19 protein-coding genes are annotated in these 20,294 nt (G+C 63.7%); 12 read left to right on the top strand and 7 right to left on the bottom strand.

Going from position 1 to position 20,294, the window contains the following annotated elements:
- Positions 1–16: 16 nt before the first annotated feature.
- The 6 genes from DU505_RS11525 to rpsB form a co-directional block, all read right to left on the bottom strand.
- Positions 17–817, bottom strand: a complete 801-nt coding sequence (locus tag DU505_RS11525) for a phosphatidate cytidylyltransferase (RefSeq protein WP_114479134.1) — start codon at positions 815–817, stop codon at positions 17–19.
- Positions 810–1,586: a polyprenyl diphosphate synthase gene (gene uppS, locus DU505_RS11520; protein ID WP_114479133.1), complete on the bottom strand. Its 777-nt coding sequence runs from the start codon at positions 1,584–1,586 to the stop codon at positions 810–812. The genes DU505_RS11525 and uppS overlap by 8 nt, the downstream gene beginning before the upstream one ends.
- A gap of 69 nt (positions 1,587–1,655) precedes the next feature.
- A complete protein-coding gene (frr, locus tag DU505_RS11515) occupies positions 1,656–2,213 on the bottom strand; it encodes a ribosome recycling factor (protein ID WP_114479132.1) in 558 nt (185 codons plus the stop codon).
- A 4-nt stretch (positions 2,214–2,217) separates the two neighbouring features.
- Positions 2,218–2,994: a UMP kinase gene (gene pyrH, locus DU505_RS11510; RefSeq protein WP_114479131.1), complete on the bottom strand. Its 777-nt coding sequence runs from the start codon at positions 2,992–2,994 to the stop codon at positions 2,218–2,220.
- A 116-nt stretch (positions 2,995–3,110) separates the two neighbouring features.
- Positions 3,111–3,980, bottom strand: coding sequence for a translation elongation factor Ts (gene tsf, locus DU505_RS11505; RefSeq protein ID WP_114479130.1), 870 nt, complete (start codon positions 3,978–3,980; stop codon positions 3,111–3,113).
- Between the two features lie 173 nt (positions 3,981–4,153).
- Positions 4,154–4,903 carry a 30S ribosomal protein S2 gene (gene rpsB / locus DU505_RS11500; protein ID WP_114479129.1) on the bottom strand — a complete coding sequence of 250 codons (750 nt, stop codon included), beginning with the start codon at positions 4,901–4,903 and terminating at the stop codon, positions 4,154–4,156.
- Between the two features lie 313 nt (positions 4,904–5,216).
- Between rpsB and map the strand changes: the two genes are divergently transcribed.
- The 7 genes from map (at position 5,217) to DU505_RS11465 (ending at position 12,971) form a co-directional block, all read left to right on the top strand.
- The gene (gene map, locus DU505_RS11495; protein WP_114479128.1) at positions 5,217–6,008 is read left to right on the top strand and encodes a type I methionyl aminopeptidase; all 792 of its coding nucleotides are present in this window, start codon (positions 5,217–5,219) and stop codon (positions 6,006–6,008) included.
- An 11-nt stretch (positions 6,009–6,019) separates the two neighbouring features.
- Positions 6,020–8,701, top strand: coding sequence for a [protein-PII] uridylyltransferase (locus tag DU505_RS11490; RefSeq protein ID WP_114479127.1), 2,682 nt, complete (start codon positions 6,020–6,022; stop codon positions 8,699–8,701).
- A gap of 117 nt (positions 8,702–8,818) precedes the next feature.
- Complete coding sequence (dapC, locus tag DU505_RS11485; protein ID WP_114479126.1) at positions 8,819–10,018, top strand: succinyldiaminopimelate transaminase; 1,200 nt, start codon at positions 8,819–8,821, stop codon at positions 10,016–10,018.
- The gene (locus DU505_RS11480) at positions 10,018–10,362 is read left to right on the top strand and encodes a Spx/MgsR family RNA polymerase-binding regulatory protein (protein WP_114479125.1); all 345 of its coding nucleotides are present in this window, start codon (positions 10,018–10,020) and stop codon (positions 10,360–10,362) included. The genes dapC and DU505_RS11480 overlap by 1 nt, the downstream gene beginning before the upstream one ends.
- A 35-nt stretch (positions 10,363–10,397) precedes the next feature.
- The gene (dapD, locus tag DU505_RS11475) at positions 10,398–11,423 is read left to right on the top strand and encodes a 2,3,4,5-tetrahydropyridine-2,6-dicarboxylate N-succinyltransferase (RefSeq protein ID WP_114479124.1); all 1,026 of its coding nucleotides are present in this window, start codon (positions 10,398–10,400) and stop codon (positions 11,421–11,423) included.
- Positions 11,410–12,588, top strand: a complete 1,179-nt coding sequence (gene dapE, locus DU505_RS11470; RefSeq protein ID WP_114479123.1) for a succinyl-diaminopimelate desuccinylase — start codon at positions 11,410–11,412, stop codon at positions 12,586–12,588. The genes dapD and dapE overlap by 14 nt, the downstream gene beginning before the upstream one ends.
- A complete protein-coding gene (locus DU505_RS11465) occupies positions 12,585–12,971 on the top strand; it encodes a hypothetical protein (protein ID WP_114479122.1) in 387 nt (128 codons plus the stop codon). The genes dapE and DU505_RS11465 overlap by 4 nt, the downstream gene beginning before the upstream one ends.
- Before the next feature lie 352 nt (positions 12,972–13,323).
- Here the strand turns inward: DU505_RS11465 and DU505_RS22985 are convergent, their stop codons facing one another.
- Positions 13,324–13,788 carry a cold-shock protein gene (locus tag DU505_RS22985; protein WP_114479121.1) on the bottom strand — a complete coding sequence of 155 codons (465 nt, stop codon included), beginning with the start codon at positions 13,786–13,788 and terminating at the stop codon, positions 13,324–13,326.
- Between the two features lie 109 nt (positions 13,789–13,897).
- Between DU505_RS22985 and DU505_RS11455 the strand changes: the two genes are divergently transcribed.
- The 5 genes from DU505_RS11455 to DU505_RS11435 all read left to right on the top strand — a co-directional run bounded on the left by DU505_RS11455 (position 13,898) and on the right by DU505_RS11435 (position 20,284).
- Entirely contained in the window at positions 13,898–14,176 is a 279-nt protein-coding gene (locus tag DU505_RS11455; RefSeq protein WP_422667019.1) for a SlyX family protein, read from the top strand.
- A gap of 452 nt (positions 14,177–14,628) precedes the next feature.
- Positions 14,629–16,908 (top strand): phage tail sheath family protein, encoded by a 2,280-nt coding sequence (locus tag DU505_RS11450; RefSeq protein ID WP_114479119.1) that lies wholly within the window; start codon positions 14,629–14,631, stop codon positions 16,906–16,908.
- 12 nt (positions 16,909–16,920) lie between these two features.
- Positions 16,921–17,436 carry a phage tail protein gene (locus DU505_RS11445; protein ID WP_114479118.1) on the top strand — a complete coding sequence of 172 codons (516 nt, stop codon included), beginning with the start codon at positions 16,921–16,923 and terminating at the stop codon, positions 17,434–17,436.
- 57 nt (positions 17,437–17,493) lie between these two features.
- Positions 17,494–18,168: a T4 family baseplate hub assembly chaperone gene (locus tag DU505_RS11440; RefSeq protein ID WP_114479117.1), complete on the top strand. Its 675-nt coding sequence runs from the start codon at positions 17,494–17,496 to the stop codon at positions 18,166–18,168.
- A gap of 769 nt (positions 18,169–18,937) precedes the next feature.
- Positions 18,938–20,284 carry a Pvc16 family protein gene (locus DU505_RS11435; RefSeq protein WP_114479116.1) on the top strand — a complete coding sequence of 449 codons (1,347 nt, stop codon included), beginning with the start codon at positions 18,938–18,940 and terminating at the stop codon, positions 20,282–20,284.
- Positions 20,285–20,294: the final 10 nt, after the last annotated feature.

Raw genomic sequence — 20,294 nt, 5'->3', positions numbered from 1 at the left:
GGCCACCGCGCCCACCCTACAGGACTCCAAGGGAGAGCAGCGCAAACAGCGGGACCGCCGCCGTCAGGCTGTCGATGCGATCGAGGACACCACCATGCCCAGGCAGGAGATTGCTGGAGTCCTTGATGCCCCGGTAGCGCTTGAGCATGCTCTCCACCAGGTCGCCGAGCACCGAGACCAGGGTCACCACGGCGGTGGCCAGTACCAGTGCCACACCGCCGGCCGCGCCCAGGCCCTGCCAGACCGCGAATACCAGCGCCAGCAGCAGGGTAACGGCAAGACCGCCGAGCACCCCCTCCCAGGACTTGCCGGGGCTGACCCGGGGGGCCAGCTTGCGCCGCCCCCAGGCGCGGCCGCTGAAGTAGGCGCCGATATCGGCGCCCCAGACCAGCAGCAGGACGAAGAGCAGCCATACCGCACCGGTGTCGCGCAGGATGTTGAAGCCAACCCAGGCCGGCAGCAGCACCCACAGCCCCATGGCCAGCCGACGCAGTGTCGACTGCCACTGCTCGCCCTTGCCGGGGTAGTGAACCACCCAGTAGAGGTTGGCCAACCACCCCACCAGCGCCAGCCATAGCGGCCAGACGGCCAGCATGGCGCCTGTCGCCCAGAGCAGCAGCAGCAATACGGCCAGGCCGGCCACCAGCGCCAGGCGTCGGCTCGGCTCCGTCACCCCGGCGAGGTTGGTCCACTCCCAGGCTGCCAGCAGCACGACGACAGCGGTAAAGGCGGCGAAGGCGCCGCCCTGCAGGCCAAACAGGCCAGCCAGCATCAGCGGCGCCAGCCAGGCCGCAGTGATGATTCGCTGTCTAAGCACCTTGGGCCTCGATCTGTTCGTCTGTCATACCGAAACGGCGCTGCCTACGGCGAAAGTCGTCGATAGCCAGGTCGAGGGCCTCGCCATCGAAGTCGGGCCACAGCAATGGCGTGAAGTAGAGTTCGGCATAGGCCATCTGCCACAGCAGGAAATTGGAGATACGCTGTTCGCCGCTGGTGCGAATGCAGAGGTCCACCGGGGCCTCGTTGGCCAGGCAGAGCTCGGCCTCCACGCTCTTCTCGGTGATGTCGGCGGAGTCGAGCTCCCCCCTGGCGACTCGCTCGGCAAGGCGACGGGCAGCCCCGGTGATATCCCAGTGACCACCGTAATTGGCTGCCACCACCAGATGCATGCGGGTGTTGTCCCGCGTCATCGCCTCGGCCCGGACTATGTATTTCTGAATCGAGGAAGAGAAAGCGGAGCGGTCGCCGATCACCGAGAGCCGGATACCGTTGGCGTGGAGCTTTTTCACTTCACGCTTCAGTGCGATCAGGAACAGCTCCATCAGGGCACGCACTTCGGCTTCTGGACGTCGCCAGTTTTCGCTGGAGAAGGCGAACAGGGTGAGCGTTTCCACGCCCCGCTCCGCGGCACGCCGGATCACCGCTCGCACGGCCTCGACGCCGGCACGATGGCCACGCACACCGGAGAGCCCACGCGCTCGTGCCCAGCGATTGTTGCCATCCATGATAATCGCCACATGTCGCGGCACGTCTCCACCGGGTGCACTCGGGGGCACCTGGGAATCTGGGGTCTGCGCTGACGTCATGATGTCTCGCAATGGAATGGGCGGAGCCTGGCGGAAGCCCCCGTAGCGGAGTCGTCCGCCCGGCGCTCCTCAGACCTGCATCAGGTCATGTTCCTTCGTTTCCAGCAGCTTGTCGATCTCGGCAATGTACTTGTCGGTCAGCTTCTGAATGGCCTCCTCACCCCGGTGCTGCTCATCCTCGGAGATTTCCTTCTCCTTGAGCAGGGACTTGAAGTCGCCATTGGCGTCGCGACGCACATTGCGGACCGCCACGCGGGCGTGCTCGGCCTCGGCACGCGCCTGCTTGATGTAGCCCTTGCGTGTCTCCTCGGTGAGCATCGGCATGGGAACGCGAATCACAGTGCCGGCGCTTGCCGGGTTCAAGCCCAGATCGGAGGTCATGATCGCCTTCTCGATCTTGGGCACCATGCCCTGCTCCCACGGCACGATACTCAGTGTCCGGGCGTCCTCCACGTTGACCGAGGCCACCTGGCTCAGCGGCACCTGGCTACCGTAATAGTCCACCGTCACCGAATCGAGGATGCTGGAGTGAGCACGCCCGGTACGGATCTTGTTGAAGTTGCCATGAAGGGCCTCGAGGCTCTTCTTCATTCGGCTTTCAGCATCTTTCTTGATGTCATCGATCACAGTGTCAACCTCTGTCTATCAGCGTGCCTTCCTTGCCGCCCATCACCAGGTTCAGCAGGGCGCCCGGCTTGTTCATGTTAAAGACGCGAACCGGCATGTCATGGTCCCGCACGAGACAGATGGCGGTCAAATCCATGATGCCGAGCTTCTGGTCCAGCGCATCGTCGTAGCTCAGCTTGTCGTACTTGACCGCATCGGCGTGCTTCACCGGGTCCTTGTCGTAGACCCCGTCCACCTTGGTGGCCTTGACCACCACGTCGGCGTCGATCTCGATGCCGCGCAGGCAAGCCGCCGAGTCGGTGGTAAAGAATGGGTTGCCGGTTCCGGCGGAAAACAATACCACGTCTCCGGAGGTCAGGTAGCGAATGGCGGTACGCCGATCGTAGTGTTCCACCACCCCGCTCATGGGAATCGCCGACATGACCCGGGAGCGGATATTGGAACGCTCCAGCGCATCGCGCATGGCCAGTGCGTTCATCACCGTGGCCAGCATGCCCATGTGGTCACCGGTGACGCGATCCATGCCCGCCGCGTTGAGTGCGGCGCCACGGAACAGGTTGCCGCCACCGACCACGATACCCACCTGCACGCCGATGCCGACCAGTTGCCCGATCTCCAGCGCCATGCGGTCGAGCACCTTGGGGTCGATCCCGAAGTCGTGTTCGCCCATCAGGGCCTCACCGGAGAGCTTGAGCAGGATGCGCTTGTACTTGGATTTTTCACTGCGGGACTTGTCGGAGCGGGGCTGGGCGGTACTATCGACCTGTTCGGTTGTGGGCATGGCAACTCTCCTGGGCGCAAGGGGATGAAGCTTTTCTACTTCGGCCGACGCGACGGCCGGATACGAGAAGGCGTGCGCTCGCGCGCACGCCGTTCTTCGAACTGGAACCTCTGACCTTAGCTGCGGCCAGCCTGTTCCATGACTTCCTTGGCAAAATCGACCTCTTCCTTCTCGATGCCCTCACCCACCTCGAAGCGGATGAAACCGAGAACCTCACCACCCGCGGCCTTGACGAACTCGGCCACGCTCTGGTTGGGATCCTTGACGAAGGGCTGCTCGGTCAGGCTGTTCTCGGCCAGGTACTTCTTGAGACGGCCTTCGACCATCTTCTCGGCAATCTGCTCAGGCTTGCCGGCCATGTCGGGCTGGGCCAGGATGATTGCCTTTTCCTTGTCGAGCTCTTCCTGGGGCATGTCCTCGGGGCGCGCCACCGACGGATTGATCGCTGCCACATGCATGGCGACATCCTTGGCCACCTCGCTGTTGCCTCCCTTGAGCTCGGTCAGCACGCCGATGCGGCCGCCGTGGACGTATTCGCCCACCAGCCCGCCCTCGGCGGCCTCGACGACCGCACAGCGACGCACGCTGATGTTCTCGCCGATCTTCTGTACCAGCTGCTCGCGAACGGTCTCGAGCTCCCCGCTCATCACCGCTGCCACGTCTTCGCTCTTGGCAGCGAAGAAGGCGCCGGCAATCTTGTCGGCGAAAGCCTTGAAATTATCGTCACGGGCGACGAAGTCGGTCTCGGAGTTGATCTCCACCACCACGCCGTAGCTGCCGTCTTCGGCGACACGAGTCACCACGGCGCCTTCGGCGGCGGTGCGGCCTGCCTTCTTGGCGGCCTTGAGGCCAGAGCTCTTGCGCAGGTTCTCGATGGCGACTTCGATATCACCATCGGCCTCGGTAAGTGCCTTCTTGCACTCCATCATGCCGAGCCCGGTACGCTCGCGCAGTTCCTTGACCTGGGAGGCGCTGATCGCTGCCATGGTATTCACCTCTTGATAGTTGAACCCTGGATCGGTTCGACTTGGGAATAAGTGCGCCGGACCCTGGGGGCCCGGTGGAATCCCGCCCCAGCGATGCCGGGGCGGGAGAGCGGGCGTGGCTGCAACAGCCCCGGCCCGCCCGGACAGGCAAGCCTGCCCGGCTGGCTCGCCGTTTACTCGGCAGCGGCAGCCGTCGCGTCGCCGCCTTCGCCCTCGGTGACCTCGACGAATTCGTCCGGCCGACCTTCCTTCGCACGACCACAAGCGTCGGCAATCGCCTTGACGTAGATCTGGATGGCGCGGATGGAATCATCGTTGCCCGGGATCACGTAGTCGACGCCGTCCGGGTCGGAGTTGGTATCTACCACGCCGATGACCGGGATGCCCAGCTTGTTCGCTTCGTTGATCGCGATGCGCTCGTGATCGACGTCGATGACGAACAGGGCATCGGGCAGGCCGCCCATCTCCTTGATACCGCCGATGGAACGCTCGAGCTTGTCCTGCTCGCGAGTCGCCATCAGGACCTCTTTCTTGGTCAGCTTCTCGAAGGTGCCGTCCTCGCGCATGGTCTCGAGGTCGCGCAGGCGCTTGATTGACTGACGAATGGTCTTGTAGTTCGTCAGCATGCCGCCGAGCCAGCGGTGATTGACGAACGGATGGCCGACACGGTTGGCCTCTTCCTTGATGATCTTGCTGGCGCTGCGCTTGGTGCCAACGAACAGGATCTTGTTGTTGGACGCGGCCATCTTCTCGACCACGTCGATCACCTCATTGAGGGCCGGCAGGGTGTGCTCGAGGTTGATGATGTGGATCTTGTTACGGGCGCCGAAGATGAACTTGCTCATCTTCGGGTTCCAGTAACGGGTCTGGTGACCGAAGTGAGCGCCTGCCTTCAGCAGATCGCGCATATTGACGTGTGCCATGATGACTCCTGAAAATCGGGTTAGGCCTCCACGCACCCCATGGATCCGACTACCGAGGCGACGCCGCGGCAGCACCCGGGACCATGTGCCGGTGCGTGTGTGTTTTTCAAGGCTATGTTGTCGAAACGCGGTATGCGCCTCGTTATCACGCTCTCACTGCTGTCGACTCTCGGCCGAGCCACGGCCCTGATGGAGGGTCGACGATTGCAGGATAGCGCGCGGCTTTATACCATAGTTCGCCGACGAGATGAAGTCGCCCGCCGCGTATACCCGCCATTTGCCGGGCGCGACAACCCCTCAGAACCGAGACCCCATGAACATTCCCATCAAGACGCCCGACGAGATCGAGATGATGCGCGAAGCCGGCCGTCAGGCCGCCAGCGTGCTGGAGATGATCGCGCCACACGTGAAGGCCGGTGTCACCACCGGCGAGCTGGACCGCCTGTGCCATGACTATATTGTCAACGAGCTGGGCTCCACACCGGCCCCGCTCAACTACCACGGTTTCCCCAAGTCGATCTGCACCTCGATCAATCATGTGGTCTGCCATGGCATCCCGGATGGCGAAAAGAAGCTGAAGAAGGGCGACATCATGAACATTGATGTCACCGTCAAGACGGCCGACGGCTATCACGGCGACTCCAGCGTGATGTTCATCGTCGGCGAGAGCATCCAGGGCGAGCGCCTGTGCCGGGTCACCCAGGAGTGCCTCTACCACAGCATCGCCCTGGTCCGCCCCGGCGCGCGGCTCTCCGAGCTTGCCCGTGCCATCCAGCAGCACGCCGAGGCCAACGGCTATTCGGTGGTACGCGACTTCTGCGGCCACGGCATCGGCGCCACCTTCCATGAAGACCCCCAGGTGCTGCATTATGACGGCTACGCTCCCGAGGCCGACGCCGAGCTGAAAGCCGGCATGTGCTTCACCATCGAGCCGATGATCAATGTCGGCGGGCATCAGACCAAGGTGCTTCGCGATGGCTGGACCGCCGTGACCCGGGACAAGAGCCTGTCCGCCCAGTGGGAACACACGCTGCTGGTCACCGAAACCGGCGTCGAGGTGCTGACTGCCCGTGGCGAAGAAGATCTCGCCTTCCTCGACCACTGAGTCGATCGCCCATGCTCCTGCACCACTACCGATTTGCGCCGGATGAGTCGCTGTTCGATGCCGAGACATTTCGCAGCGAACTGACCGGCAACCGTTCGCCCATCGCGCCCTTCAAGACGGCGCTCGGCGACATCCAGGCCCGTCTCGACGAACGCTTCCGTGCCGGTGCCGACATTCGCGACCTGGTGCATGGCCGCGCCTGGTGTCTCGACCGCCTGCTCGCCATCGCCTGGGCGCTGCAGACATGGCCCGACGACGGCGTGGCGCTGCTGGCGGTGGGCGGCTACGGTCGCGGCGAGCTGCATCCGCACTCCGACGTCGACCTGATGCTGCTGCTGGAGCACGACGACGACGAGCCCTACCGGGAACCGCTGACGGACTTCATCACCTTCCTGTGGGACATCGGCCTGGAGATCGGCCACAGCGTGCGTTCGCTCCCCGACTGCGAGCGCGAGGCCGAAGGCGACATCACGGTGATCACCAACCTGATGGAGTCGCGCACCCTGGCTGGCCCTGAACGGCTGCGCGACGCCATGAAGGCCCGCATCGCCGCCGAGCGCATGTGGCCCGCCGACCAGTTCTTCGAGGCCAAGTGGCAGGAGCAGATCACTCGCCATCACCGTTTCAACAACTCCGAGTACCACCTGGAGCCCAACATCAAGAGTTCGCCGGGCGGACTACGGGACATCCAGATGATCGGCTGGGTGGCCAAGCGCCACTTCGGCAGCCAGCGCTATGAGGACCTGGTGGCCAACGGCTTCATGAACGACGCCGAACTGCGCATCCTGAGCCAGGGCCAGGCCTTCCTCTGGCAGGTGCGCTATGCCCTGCACATGCTGACCGATCGCGCCGAGGACCGCCTGCAGTTCGATCATCAGCGCACCATCGCCGAACTGTTCGGCTACCGCGACACCCCCGAGCGCCTGGCCGTCGAACAGTTCATGAAACGCTATTATCGCCACGTCACCGCGCTTGCCGGGCTCAACGACATGCTGCTGCAGCACTTCGACGAGGCGATCCTGCGTAGCGGCGAGCGCCTGGAGTCGGTACCGCTCAACGAGCGCTTCGAGATCGCCGGCGGTTATATCCAGGCCCGCAGCCGTGCCGTGTTTCGCGAGCACCCCTCCGCCCTGCTCGAGCTGTTCCTGCTGATGGCGGAACATCCCGAGATCGAGGGGGTCCGCGCCGACACCATCCGCCTGATCCGCGACCATCGGCATCAAATCGACGACCTCTACCGCGACGATGCTCGCCACCAGAACCTGTTCATGTCGCTGCTCGGCTCCGGCGGCAACGTGGCGCGCCAGCTGCGGCGCATGAACCGCTACGGCGTGCTGGGCAAGTACCTGCCGGAGTTCGGCCAGGCGGTGGGGCTGATGCAGCACGACCTCTTTCACATCTACACAGTGGATGCGCACACTCTGCGCCTGCTGAAGTTCATTCAGCGCTTCCGCGAACCCGATGCCCGGGACGAATTCCCTGTGGCGGCTGCCCTGATTCATCAGCTGCCCAAGCTCGAGCTGCTGTGGATTGCCGGCCTCTATCACGATATCGGCAAGGGCCGTGGCGGCGACCACTCGCTTCTCGGTGCACGCGACGTGGAGCGCTTCGCCGAGCGGCACGGCATGACGCTGCGCGACACGCGGCTGGTCGTCTGGCTGGTGGAGAACCACCTGTTGATGTCGATGGTGGCCCAGAAGCGCGACATCACCGACCCCGATGTGATTCGCGACTTTGCCCGGGTGGTGGGTGACGAAACGCGTCTGGATCACCTCTACGTGCTGACGGTAGCCGATATCAACGCCACCAACCCCACGCTGTGGAATGGCTGGCGCGCCTCGTTGCTGCGTCAGCTCCACGCCGAGACCAAGCGCGCCCTGCGCCGCGGTCTCGACAACCCGCTGGATCGCGAGGAATGGGTACGCGAGACCCGGGGCGAAGCGCGTTCGCTGCTGGCCTCGGTGGGCGCAGAGCTGCCCCGGGTCGACCGGCTCTGGGAATCCCTGGGCGAGGACTACTTCCTGCAGTATGCCCCCAGCGAGATCGTCTGGCAGACCATGGGCATTCTCGCCCACGCCGAGTCTCAGCTGCCGCTGATCCTGATCAGCGCCCCCGCCGACGACATGTCCGACGGCGGTACCAAGGTGTTCATCCACACCCGCTCGGTGGACGACCTGTTCGCCGCCACCGCCGCCGCCATGGAGCAACTGGGGCTCTCCATCCACGACGCCCGCATCGCCACCTCAAGCAATGACTGGACGCTCAACACCTTCATCGTGCTCGACAGCCGTGGCGAGTCGATCCGCGATGCCGAGCGCATCGAGGCCATTCGCCGCCATCTGGTCGAGGAGCTCGACGATCCGGACGACTACCCCCAGATCGTCACCCGGCACACTCCGCGCCAGCTGCGTCACTTCCATGTCGCCACGGAAGTGCTGATCGAGCAGGACCCGGCCAATGAGCGCACCCTGCTGGAGCTCACCGCCCCCGACCGCCCCGGCCTGCTGGCCCGGGTGGGGCGCATCTTCATGGAGCAGGACATCGCCCTTTCGGCGGCCAAGATCGCCACCCTGGGGGAGCGTGTCGAGGACGTCTTCTTCATCACCGACAAGGGAGGTCGGCCAATCACCGACCCCGAGCGCCAGCAGCGCCTGCGCGAGCGGCTCATCGAGGTCCTGGACGTTTCCGGCTAGCGGGTTTGAGGCAAGCCGGGGCCTTCCCTATAATTGACGGTCTGCCCGCACGCCCCTAGCACCGTGCCCTGCAACACAACGCAAATACGACGCCGGCCCACGGCGCCCTGGACACCGATGAATCCCGACCTCGACGCCCTCAAGCCCTACCCCTTCGAGAAACTCGCCGCCTTGAAGGCCGGCGTGACGCCACCCGAAGGGCTCGTGCACATTCCGCTGACCATCGGCGAGCCGCAGCACGCCCCCTTCGCCGCGGCACTGGCCACGCTGAACGACCATCTGCCGGAGATGGCCCGCTACCCGGCCACGGCCGGCATGCCCGAGCTGCGCGGCGCCATCGCCGACTGGGCGACCCGCCGGTTCGGTCTCGAGGGGCTCGATCCCGAGCACCAGGTGCTGCCGGTCAACGGCACCCGGGAGGCGATCTTCGCCTTCGTCCAGGCCGCGCTGGATCGCTCGCGCCCGGCCCGGGTCGCGGTACCCAACCCCTTCTACCAGATCTACGAGGGCGCCACCCTGCTTGCCGGTGGCCGGCCGCTCTACCTGGACTGTCGGGCCGAGAACGGCTTTCGCCCCGACTTCGACGCCGTGCCCGCCGAGACCTGGCGCGAGGTACAGATCGTCTTCCTCTGTTCGCCGGGCAACCCCACCGGCGCGGTGACGCCGCTGGATGATTTCAAGACACTCATTGCCCTGGCGGATCAGCACGACTTCATCATCGCCTCGGACGAGTGCTACTCGGAGCTCTACCTGGACGAGAGCGCGCCGCCGCCGGGGCTGCTCGAGGCCTGCGCCGCCCTGGGCCGGCACGACTACCGCCGCTGCCTGGTGTTCCACTCGCTCTCCAAGCGCTCCAACCTGCCGGGGCTGCGCTCCGGCTTCGTCGCCGGCGACGCCGAGCTGATCGCCCCCTTCAAGCGCTACCGCACCTACCATGGCTGCGCCATGTCGCTGCCGCTGCAGCACGCCTCGATCACTGCCTGGAACGACGAAATCCATGTGCGCGCCAACCGTGACGCCTATCGCGAAAAGTTCGCCGCCGTCACCGAGATACTCGCACCGGTCATGGCGTTCCCGGCCCCCGAGGCGAGTTTCTACCTCTGGCCCGCGGTGCCGGGGGGCGACGACGAGGCCTTTACCCGGGCGCTGTTCGCCGAGGAACATGTCAGCGTGCTGCCCGGCTCCTATATGGGTCGCGAGGGGGCCCATGGCGACAATCCCGGTGCAGGGCGCCTACGCCTGGCACTGGTAGCCGAGCTCGAGCCCACGACAGAAGCCGCGCAACGCATTCGCCGCTTCATTGAAAGGAGGGCATGATGCTTACCCTTTTCGTGATCAAGAACTGTGATACCTGCCGCAAGGCGCGCAAGGCCCTGGATGAGAAGGGCCTGCCCTATCAGGTTCACGACCTGCGCGAGGACGGCCTCTCGGCGGCCCTGCTCGAGCATATCCTCGAGCGTGTACCGGTGATGGAAGCGCTCAATCGGCGCAGCACCACCTGGCGCAACCTTCCCGAAGAGGACAAGAAGGCGATCGACGCCAACAAGGCCCGTGCGCTGATCATGGCCAACCCCACGCTGCTCAAGCGACCACTGCTCGATACCGGCGACGACATTATTCTCGGCTATCGCGACGGCGACTATGACGCCCTGAAAGGCTGACGCCGACCTACCCTTACCTGACACGAGGAAACATCATGCTGAGCTTTGCTCTCGGAATCGGCACCCAGAACACCCAGGGCGACTGGCTGGAGATCTACTATCCCGCCCCCCTGCTCAATCCCGACGACAGCCTGATCGCCGCCGTCAGCAAGGTGCTCGACGTTCCTGCCGGCAATGCTGCGATCAGCTTCCTGCCCGAGCACTGTGCCGCGCTGGGAGAAGCCCTCAAGGCCGCCGGCCACACCGCCCAGGCGGAGCTGGTCGACGCCTTTGCCGCCAGCCAGCGACCGCTGGTCGCCATGTTCCTGGAAAGCGACCTGCCACCGCAGAGCGCACCCGAGGTCTATCTCAAGCTGCATCTGCTGTCGCACCGCCTGGTGAAGCCGCACCAGCTCGACCTGACCGGCATGTTCGGCCTGCTGCGCAATATCGCCTGGAGCAGCGAAGGCCCCATCGATATCGAGGAGCTGCCCGCCCGCCGTCTCAAGGCGCGGCTGGAGGGACGCGCCCTCTCGGTGGACTGTGTCGACAAGTTCCCCAAGATGACCGACTACGTGGTGCCCACCGGCGTGCGCATCGGCGACACCGCTCGAGTGCGCCTGGGAGCCTACCTGGGCGAAGGCACTACCGTAATGCACGAAGGCTTCGTCAACTTCAATGCCGGCACCGAAGGCCCGGGTATGATCGAGGGTCGCATCTCCGCCGGCGTCATGGTCGGCAAAGGTTCCGACCTGGGCGGCGGCTGCTCCACCATGGGCACACTCTCCGGCGGCGGCAATATCGTCATCAAGGTGGGCGAAGGCTGCCTGATCGGCGCCAACGCCGGTATCGGCATTCCCTTGGGCAATCGTTGCACCGTCGAGTCCGGGCTCTACATCACCGCCGGGGCCAAGGTCACCCTGCTCGACGACCAGAACCAGGAGGTCAAGACCGTGGCCGCCCGCGAGCTCGCCGGCCATGACGACCTGCTGCTGCGTCGCAACTCACAGAACGGTCGCATCGAGTGCCTCACCAACAAGAGTGCCATCGCACTCAACGAGGCACTGCATGCCCACAACTGAACCCCTCTCTCCGACACTGGCGCTGGCCATGGAGCTGATCCGCCGTCCGTCGGTGACCCCCGACGATCTCGGCTGCCAGGCGTTGATGATCGAACGGCTCGAGCGCATCGGCTTCCATGTCGAGCGCCTGCCATACGGTGACGTGGAGAATTTCTGGGCGACACGCGGTCATCATGGCCCGGTGCTCGCCTTTGCCGGCCATACCGACGTGGTACCGAGCGGCCCTCACGTGCACTGGGACTATCCGCCCTTCGAGCCCTGTATCGACGACGAGGGAATGCTCAGGGGCCGCGGGGCCGCCGACATGAAAGGCAGCCTGGCGGCGATGATCACCGCGGCCGAACGCTTCGTCGCAGCTCATCCCGACCACCACGGCAAGATCGGCTTTCTGATCACCTCCGACGAGGAAGGGCCGGCGGTGGATGGCACCCGTGCCGTGGTCGAGCACCTGCGCGAAACCAACGAACGACTCGATTACTGCGTGGTGGGCGAGCCTTCCTCCACCGACGTACTGGGCGACGTGATCAAGAACGGTCGGCGCGGCTCGCTGGGCGGCGTACTGCACGTCAGGGGAAAGCAGGGCCACGTGGCCTACCCACATCTGGCGCGCAACCCCATCCATCAGGCGATGCCGGCACTGGACGCCCTGGTGCAGGAGCACTGGGACGCGGGGAACGACTTCTTTCCCGCCACCAGCTTCCAGATATCGAATATTCGCGCCGGCACCGGTGCCACCAATGTGATTCCCGGTGACGTGGAGGTGATCTTCAACTTCCGTTTCTCCACCGAAGTGACCCATGGGCAGCTGCGCGAGCGTACCGCCGCTATCCTCGACGGCTTCGGCATCGAATACCATATCGACTGGACGCTCAACGGCGAGCCCTTCCTCACACCCGAAGGGGAACTGGTGGAAGCCGCCCTGAAAGGGGTCGAGACCGTACTCGGCCGCACGCCGGCACTCTCGACCTCCGGCGGGACCTCCGATGGGCGCTTCATCGCCACCCTGGGCAGTCAGGTCGTGGAACTGGGGCCTCGCAACGCCACCATCCACCAGGCTAACGAACAGGTGCGAGCCACCGACCTCGACGATCTTAGCCGGATCTACGAAGCGATCCTCGCCAAGCTCTTCGTCAACGGCACCGCCCAGCCCCGAGGTTTCGCATGACTGACTACCCGGATATCGAGATCTACCTGGCCAAGGCCCCGCTGGACGCGTTGAATGCCTGGCTCGGCGAGCGGCTGGACAGCCCTCCGCTGAGCGCGGCAGGCCGCAGCCAGTGGCAGACCCGTGGCCACCACGACGGCCATGGCGTGCCGGTACTGCTGGTGGAGAAAGCCGCCGACGGCTACGCCAGCCTGTGGTTCGACAGCGCCCATACGCCCTGGGCTCGAGACTGCGACTGCGCAAGGGAAGCCGCCGCTCGCCTCGGCTGCGAAGTGCGCTGCTCGCTGGGCAGTTGGCAGCCCGGTGACGACCCCGACCGCTTCTGGCAGGTGCTGCCTGACGGCAACGAAGCGGCCATCGAATGGCCCGACTCCGGCCAGTGACCCAAACGACATCGCCCCGCCTGTTTCCGGAACAGGCGGGGCGATGTCATTGCATACAGCAAATCAAGTAGGCACAAGAAGCTGCCGAGCGGCACCATAAACCTCGCGAAAGCCGGTGAGCGAAGGTCAGGGCTAGGCCCGTTCCCTACGGGCCTTCGCATTTCCCACATCCATGTGGGTCACAAGGCAAAAATCGACGACAAATCGGCAGGAAGCCGATTTGGGCAGCTCCGCTGCTCGAAGAGCGAGCGACAGGGATGTCGCGAGCCCAAAGACGGAGTTTACTTTAGTAAATGAGTACTTTAAGTCGATTTTTAACGCAGTATGACCGAGCGCAGCCGCTTTTCTCCGCCTAAGTAATGACGGTGACGTCGTCGGCCTGAAGCCCCCGCTCATTCTCGATCACGTAGTAGCGCACCTTCTGTCCTTCGGCCAGGGTTCGGTGCCCACGGCCGCGAATCGCGCGAAAGTGCACGAAGACGTCCTCCCCGCTGTCACGCTTGATGAAACCGTACCCCTTGTTGACATTGAACCACTTGACCTCGCCGATCTCGCGATCGTCATTCTCGACATCGGCGATGGCAGCCAGCCGTGGGCTCACGCCATGCACGAATAGCGTGGCTACCAGCAGCAGCAGGAAGACGGCTACCAGCGTAGCGAGATAGACCGCCGCGACACCGCCGACTTCCAGGGTGGCGAGGAGCTGGCGCGACGTATCGCCTCCGGCGAAATAGAGGAACAGGGCAATCAGCAGTGGCGCCGGAGCGGCCAGCAGCAGACTGATGAGAGTGCAACGAAACATAACCTTGCGATTCATGGATCCGTAATGCTCACTTGTTGTGGTGAAATGGTGATGGTGATACGACGAAACAGGATGTCCGATGACGAGACGGCACACGGCCACATCGCCCGACGAAGGTGTCACGATGAACAGAGACACACAGCGCAACGATTCTAGCATGAGCCCCGATCAGACGTCCGCCTGGCTGTTATCGCGACTGGAAGCGCTGGAAAGCCGCATCGCCCATCAGGAGCACTGGCTGGATACGCTGGACGAAGCGGTGGCGGCACAGGAGAAGCGCCTGATGCAGCTGGAGAGGATCAACAGCGTGATGCAGCAGAAGCTACGCGACCAGCAGCAGGCGCTGCAGGAGATCGATATGGCGGCACCGTCACCACAGGACGAGGTGCCACCGCATTACTAGCGCCGCGGCCGCGATCCTCGACGACCGGGAGCGGTCACCAGCAGGGGGCTCCATGGGCGCCCCCTGCCGACAACAAGTCAGTTCCCGGCCGTCGATCAGGGCTCGACAAGCGATCATGGGGACAGGCTTCCTGCCTTCTTCCTGGATAGCTCATGCTTTTCCATTGTTTCTCTCATATATAGCTTTTCTTGATGGGTCGCCTTATTTTCTCCCACAAAAGCTTCATCTCGATGAAACCTTGCGACATGTCCCTCAATCCCGACACTCCATGAGACCCTTCTTTCCTAGAGAAATAATTACTGGATTTCCCCCCCTCCCCTTACTAGCTTGAATCATGCATCAATCACACTTGCATGCGCAGCACCGTGTTCTTGAACTATGTCTTGAACTACGGCGCGGTGAGCTGTTGCCATAAACAAGCGCCGTGACTTTCCCGAGAGAGGAACCGCGTCATGCCTTCTTCCTTGACCTACCCCGGCGTCTATATCGAAGAAGTTCCCAGCGGGTCGCGTGCCATCGCTGGCGTCCCAACATCCATCGCGGCATTTGTCGGCTACACGGGCCGAGGGCCGGTGGACAAGGCCCAGCAAATTTTCAGCTTTGCAGATTTCGAACGCAGTTTCGGTGGTCTGAACGTCGACAGCGATCTCTCCTACGCGGTCAACCATTTCTTCCTCAACGGAGGCGGGACCTGCTGGATCGTGCGCATCGCCGAAAACGCTGAGGTCGCTAGCGTCGGCCTGGAAACGACTGACGGCACTCTCACCCTGACCGTCACGGCGTCGAGTGAAGGCGTTTGGGGCAACAGTCTGATGCTCATGGTGGATCACGCCACGGCGGACCCGGCCAACACTTTCAACCTCACCGTTACCGAGATGGGCGAGCGCAACGGCCGTCTGGTGCCATTGCGGACCGAGACCCACCGTAACCTGTCCATGAATGACCGCGCTGCGACCTATGCCCCCGATACGGTCAATGCAGCCTCGAATCTGGTTGAGCTTACCGACGCTGATCTGCCGGGCACTACGGCGGGTACCTCTGTCAGCGGCATAACACTGACAGATGCCGATGTGACCGCGCTGACCGAGAACACCCGCCGGCTCAGCGTCTCGGTCGACGGCGGCATAATGACCGAAATCCGGCTCTTCGACGGCGCAAATGATCTGGCCAGCGTCGACGCGCTGGCAGATCGGATCGCCCTGCAGGTGAACGCCATCGATGGTGTCACCGGCTTCACCTGTACCAACAACGCGGGTGTGCTGGAATGCCAGTCAGCTACCAGCAACAGACATTCATCCGTCGTCTTCCGCAACGCCTCCTCTCAGAACGTGGCGGCGGTGCTCGGCCTCGGGGTGGTCAACGGCGGGCGCGAGGTGGCCGGCGCCGCCGCAACCCGCCCCGCCGCCTCGGGTACCACGGGAGGACGCATCGAAGACTTCAGCACAGTGGGGCTGGCCGATAACGACCCCGTAACGGTCAACCTCGTCAATCTAGATTCGAGTGGTGCCGTCATCGGCGGGGCGATCGAAACACTCACCATCAACCTGACCCCCGTTCCCGCCACTCTCGGTGCAGCGCGCACTCAATTACAGGCGGGGCTCACTGCGAGTGCCATCCCTGCCTTTTCCGGCGCGCGCGTGGAAGTCGTGGACAATGCCCTGGTCATTGTTCCCAGCGCCTCGGTTCCGGGGCTCGGTTTCACCTTCGAGGGCGACGGCGCGGATGCCCTGCTGCTCTCCGGAACGGACACCTTCGTCAATATCACCGCCTATCAGCCTGGAATCGGGGAAAGCAAGGCCGCCCAGCAGCCCGGCACTCTCGGCAGCGACGGCAACCCACCCACGGGCACCGCCCAACTCACTGGCAACCGGGCGGAGAAGACGGGGATTTACGCACTGGAAAACGCCGACATCGTCAACATCCTCTGTATTCCCGGTGTGCATAATATTGCCGCGCTCGGTGAGGCGATCACCTATGCGGAGGAGCGTCGGTCAATGGTGATCGTCGACATGGACCCGAATGTGGACACGCTCGACGAGGCGCGGGACTGGATCAACGACGGTGCCAATACTTCACTGAAAAGCAACAACGCCGCAGCATATTTCCCGCGTATTCACCTGGCCGATCCGCTGCAAAAGGGGCGGCTCCGCTCTTTCCCCAATTCCGGACTGATGGCCGGCCTCTGGGCGCGCACGGACAACAGGCGCGGCATCTGGAAGGCCCCCGCCGGAATCGAGGCCGGGCTGCGGGGCGTTCAAGCACTCGATTATCTACTCTCCGATCCGGAGAACGGCGTGCTCAACCCGCTGGGCCTCAACTGTCTGCGCACATTCCCCGTCTACGGCACGGTGAGCTGGGGTGCACGCACGCTGGTAGGCGCGGACGCTCGCACCAGTGAATGGAAATACATCCCCATCCGCCGCACCGCACTTTACATTGAAGAGAGTCTTTACCGCGGCACCCAGTTCGCCGTATTCGAGCCCAACGACGAGCCGCTCTGGGCGGAGATTCGGCTGGCGGTCGGCTCCTTTATGAACCGCCTCTTCCGGCAGGGCGCCTTCCAGGGAACCTCTCCGCGCGAGGCCTATTTCGTGAAGTGCGATTCCACCACAACCCCCCAGGCAGACATCGATCTGGGAATCGTCAATATCCACGTGGGCTTCGCGCCGCTCAAACCGGCCGAATTCGTGGTCATCAAACTCCAGCAAATAGCCGGTCAGGTTGAGAGCTGAGGAGAGAGTCCCATGGCTGAATTCAGTGTGAATCCGCGGCGTTTCGATCCCTACAAAAACTTCAAATTCCGTATCCGCTGGGACGGTCGCTTCGTCGCGGGTATTTCCAAGGTCGGCGCCCTAAAACGCACGACCGAAGTGGTCGAACATAGAGTTGGCGGCGATCCCTCCACGGACCGGAAATCTCCCGGCCGCTCCAAGTTCGAACCGATCATGTTGGAACGCGGTGTCACCCACGATCCGGAATTTGAGAACTGGGCAAATAAAGTGTGGAACTTTGGCGCCGGTCTTGGTGCAGAGAGTTCGCTTGCCGACTTCCGCAAGGACATCATCATCGAAATGTACAACGAGGCCGGCCAGCTTGCGATCGCCTACCAGGTATTCCGCTGCTGGGTCTCCGAGTTTCAGGCCCTCCCGGAACTCGACAGCAACGCCAATGCTGTTGCCATCCAGTCCATCAAGCTCGAGAACGAGGGCTGGGCGCGCGACGTCGAGGTGCAGGAACCCGCAGAACCGACCATCGACTGATTGAAGGAAGGGGTTGGCTGGACTCTGGATAGGTGCGTCCTAAAAGGAGGGGGTCAGATGGAACATAGACTGGCTGCGTCTGGCATTCTTGCGGCATGGGAGACCGGTGTCATGCGACGCCCGCTCGACCGGGCCATGGCAATCCTGTGGGCTGCAGGTGCTCATGAAAATGGTGATCCTGCGGATCTGCCGATTGCCGAACGGGACCGGCTATTGCTATCGATTCGCGCCGACGCCTTTGGCCCGACACTCCCGGCTCGCACTGCCTGTCCCGACTGCGGAACCGAGCTGGAGATGGAACTCGACGTAAACAGTCTGTGCGAGATCCTCCCTCCGGCCAACGCAGGGGATGGGACGCTGCGGCCGCTGACCAGCCGCGATTTGGCCGCCGTCTGTGGTGTATCGCCCGATAAATTGGCTTCGGCGCTCCGTGCCCGGCTGTCGGTACGCCAGGTAGTGGGGGCAGAGGCGGAGGCGCTCGACCGGCGAATCGCGGAGGAAGCCAGCGCGGCGGAACTTACCATCCGAATCACATGTTCCGAATGCGGCGCCCACTGGTCGGAAACGCTCGATGTGGCAACCCATGTTTGGGCCGAGATTGAAGCGGCGGCACTTGGGCTACTGAGTGAAGTGTCCGAGCTAGCCGCCGCCTTCGGCTGGTCCCAGCGTGACATCCTGTCGCTGAGCCCGGCCCGCCGCATGATCTACCTGACCCATGCGAGGCGGGTATGAACGAGGTACTGCAAAGGCTAGTCGGCCGCGCGACGGGGGATTCGTTCGCGGGCCTCCGTCCGCGTCTTCCCTCCCGCTTCGAATCCGGCATCCGAGAGACCGGATTTCAGGAACGTTACGCCGAGCAAAGCGCACACCCAACTCCTGCACCGTCAACTGAATCCGAAGAGGAAGATCCACGCCCTACCTCTGCCTCTTCTACTGAATCCAAAACGGCCTCCCTTGAGCAGCACCGACGCACAACCCCAACGGCACCTGCGCCGTTGCAAACAACGGTATCCAAAGCGCGCCCAGGCGGCTCTCACCCCATCACCCCCAAGCGCCCAGAAACCGGCGATGCAGCACCCGCAATATTGACTGCCCCAACGGTTCCCACTCCGCTCCTGCCGGAAGCCCCGTCGGTACGGCCACCGCTCGCACCCCTGCAAGAGCCCTCGGGATACAGGCCTCAGATACCCAGCCACAGAGATGATCTCGAGCATACTCAGCCGGAACACCGCGAACCACCGCACCTTGCCCCGGAACCGCTCCTGCCGACCAAGCCGGCCACTAGCCTCACCGGGAACCTGGCAGTGGCAGACACTGTATCGCCGCTCGATGCAATCAACGGGCCCTTTGCACCGGACGAAGAGACATCCCCAGAAATCAGTATTCATATCGGCCGGCTCGACATCCGCAGCGAGGCCCCGAAACCCGCCCCACAGAAGCGTCCGGCAACACCCGCCCGCAGCCTGCCGTCGCTCTCGGATTACCTCAGAGGGAGACGGTCATGAGTAACGTGCTTGCCATAGCTGCCGTCACCCGACTCCTGAAGGATCTGATCAACGACACATTGATCAACGGCAACGTCTCGCAAGCGCTAGGCGCCGATTTCACAGTAACCGCGCTGCCACCAGATCGCGTGGTCTCCGATAATGGAGCGGATCAGTCGACCCAGCTCAATCTCTTCCTGTACCGCCTATCCCCTAATGCGGCGCTGCGCAACGAGGATCTGCCGACGCGCAACCGGGAGGGCCGGCTTACGCAGCGCCCCCGGATGGCTCTGGACCTGCATTACATCCTGACGGCGGTCTCGGGAGAGGAACTGCACGCCGAAATCCTGCTCGGCTACGCCATGCAGCTCTTCCACGAACAGGCGATCCTGGGCCGCGAAACCATCCGCGCGGCCCTTGAGCTGGCCGCGATCGACGATATCCTGCCCGAAGAGTTCGACCCCATCCGCGTCTCGCAACTCGCCGACCAGATCGAACTGCTGAAAATCACACCCCAGACACTGTCCATGGACGACATGTCCAAGCTCTGGACCGCATTCCAGGCCAGCTACCGTACCACGGTCGCGTATAACGTCTCGTTAGTCCTGATCGAACGCGAACTGCCCACCCGCGCACCACTGCCGGTCCTGTCTCGCGGTGGCCTGACCGACCCTGCTACCGGACGCGACCCCGGGGTACGCGTACGCCCAAACCTTTCCACCAGCGTGCCCACCATCACCACTGTCCTGCCCACAGATGGCCATCCGGTAATGCGCCTCGGAGGCACCGTTGAGATCACCGGCTTCTCCCTTGACGGAGGCGCGGCCGGAACCGAGGTTACAGTACGCTTCACCGAACCCGGGACCGGAGTGGTGCTGACGATGGCACCATTGTCCCCCGCCGCACCGATCCGGCTGGAGGTCCAACTCCCGACTACCACCGCCGTCACTCCGGGCAGCCTCGCAGAGGGTACTGTGAACGATCCGACCAGCTGGCGCGTCGGCCCCTATGTCATCGACGTACTGGTCCGCCACGTCGACGGCCGCGAATTCGTGTCAAACGCCCTGCCGCTGGCCCTGGCGCCTGCCAGCGCCCCGAGCGCCGTCGCAGCGCCGCCGGACGTCGAGATCACCATGACCTGTAGTCCGCCGATTCGACCGGGCCAGACGCTCGCCATCCTCGCCGGCCAGCAGATGGAGATTGTGACCAGCCCCGCCACCGCAACCTCCAACGCCACCGCGACCTTCGCTGGCCTTACCAGCGGTGCCGAGGTGCCGGTGCGCCTGCGCGTCGATGGCATCGACAGCCCGGTCATCAACCTGGCCACCATGCCACCCAGCCTTGAAACGGTGGTCATCCCATGACGGCCGCCAT

Origin of the sequence: Billgrantia montanilacus (genome assembly GCF_003336675.1) — a bacterium.
In the GTDB taxonomy this organism is placed as follows: Bacteria; Pseudomonadota; Gammaproteobacteria; order Pseudomonadales; family Halomonadaceae; genus Halomonas; species Halomonas montanilacus.
The sequence above is the reverse complement of the archived record's forward strand: the minus strand, read 5'-3'. Positions and strand labels throughout refer to the sequence as shown.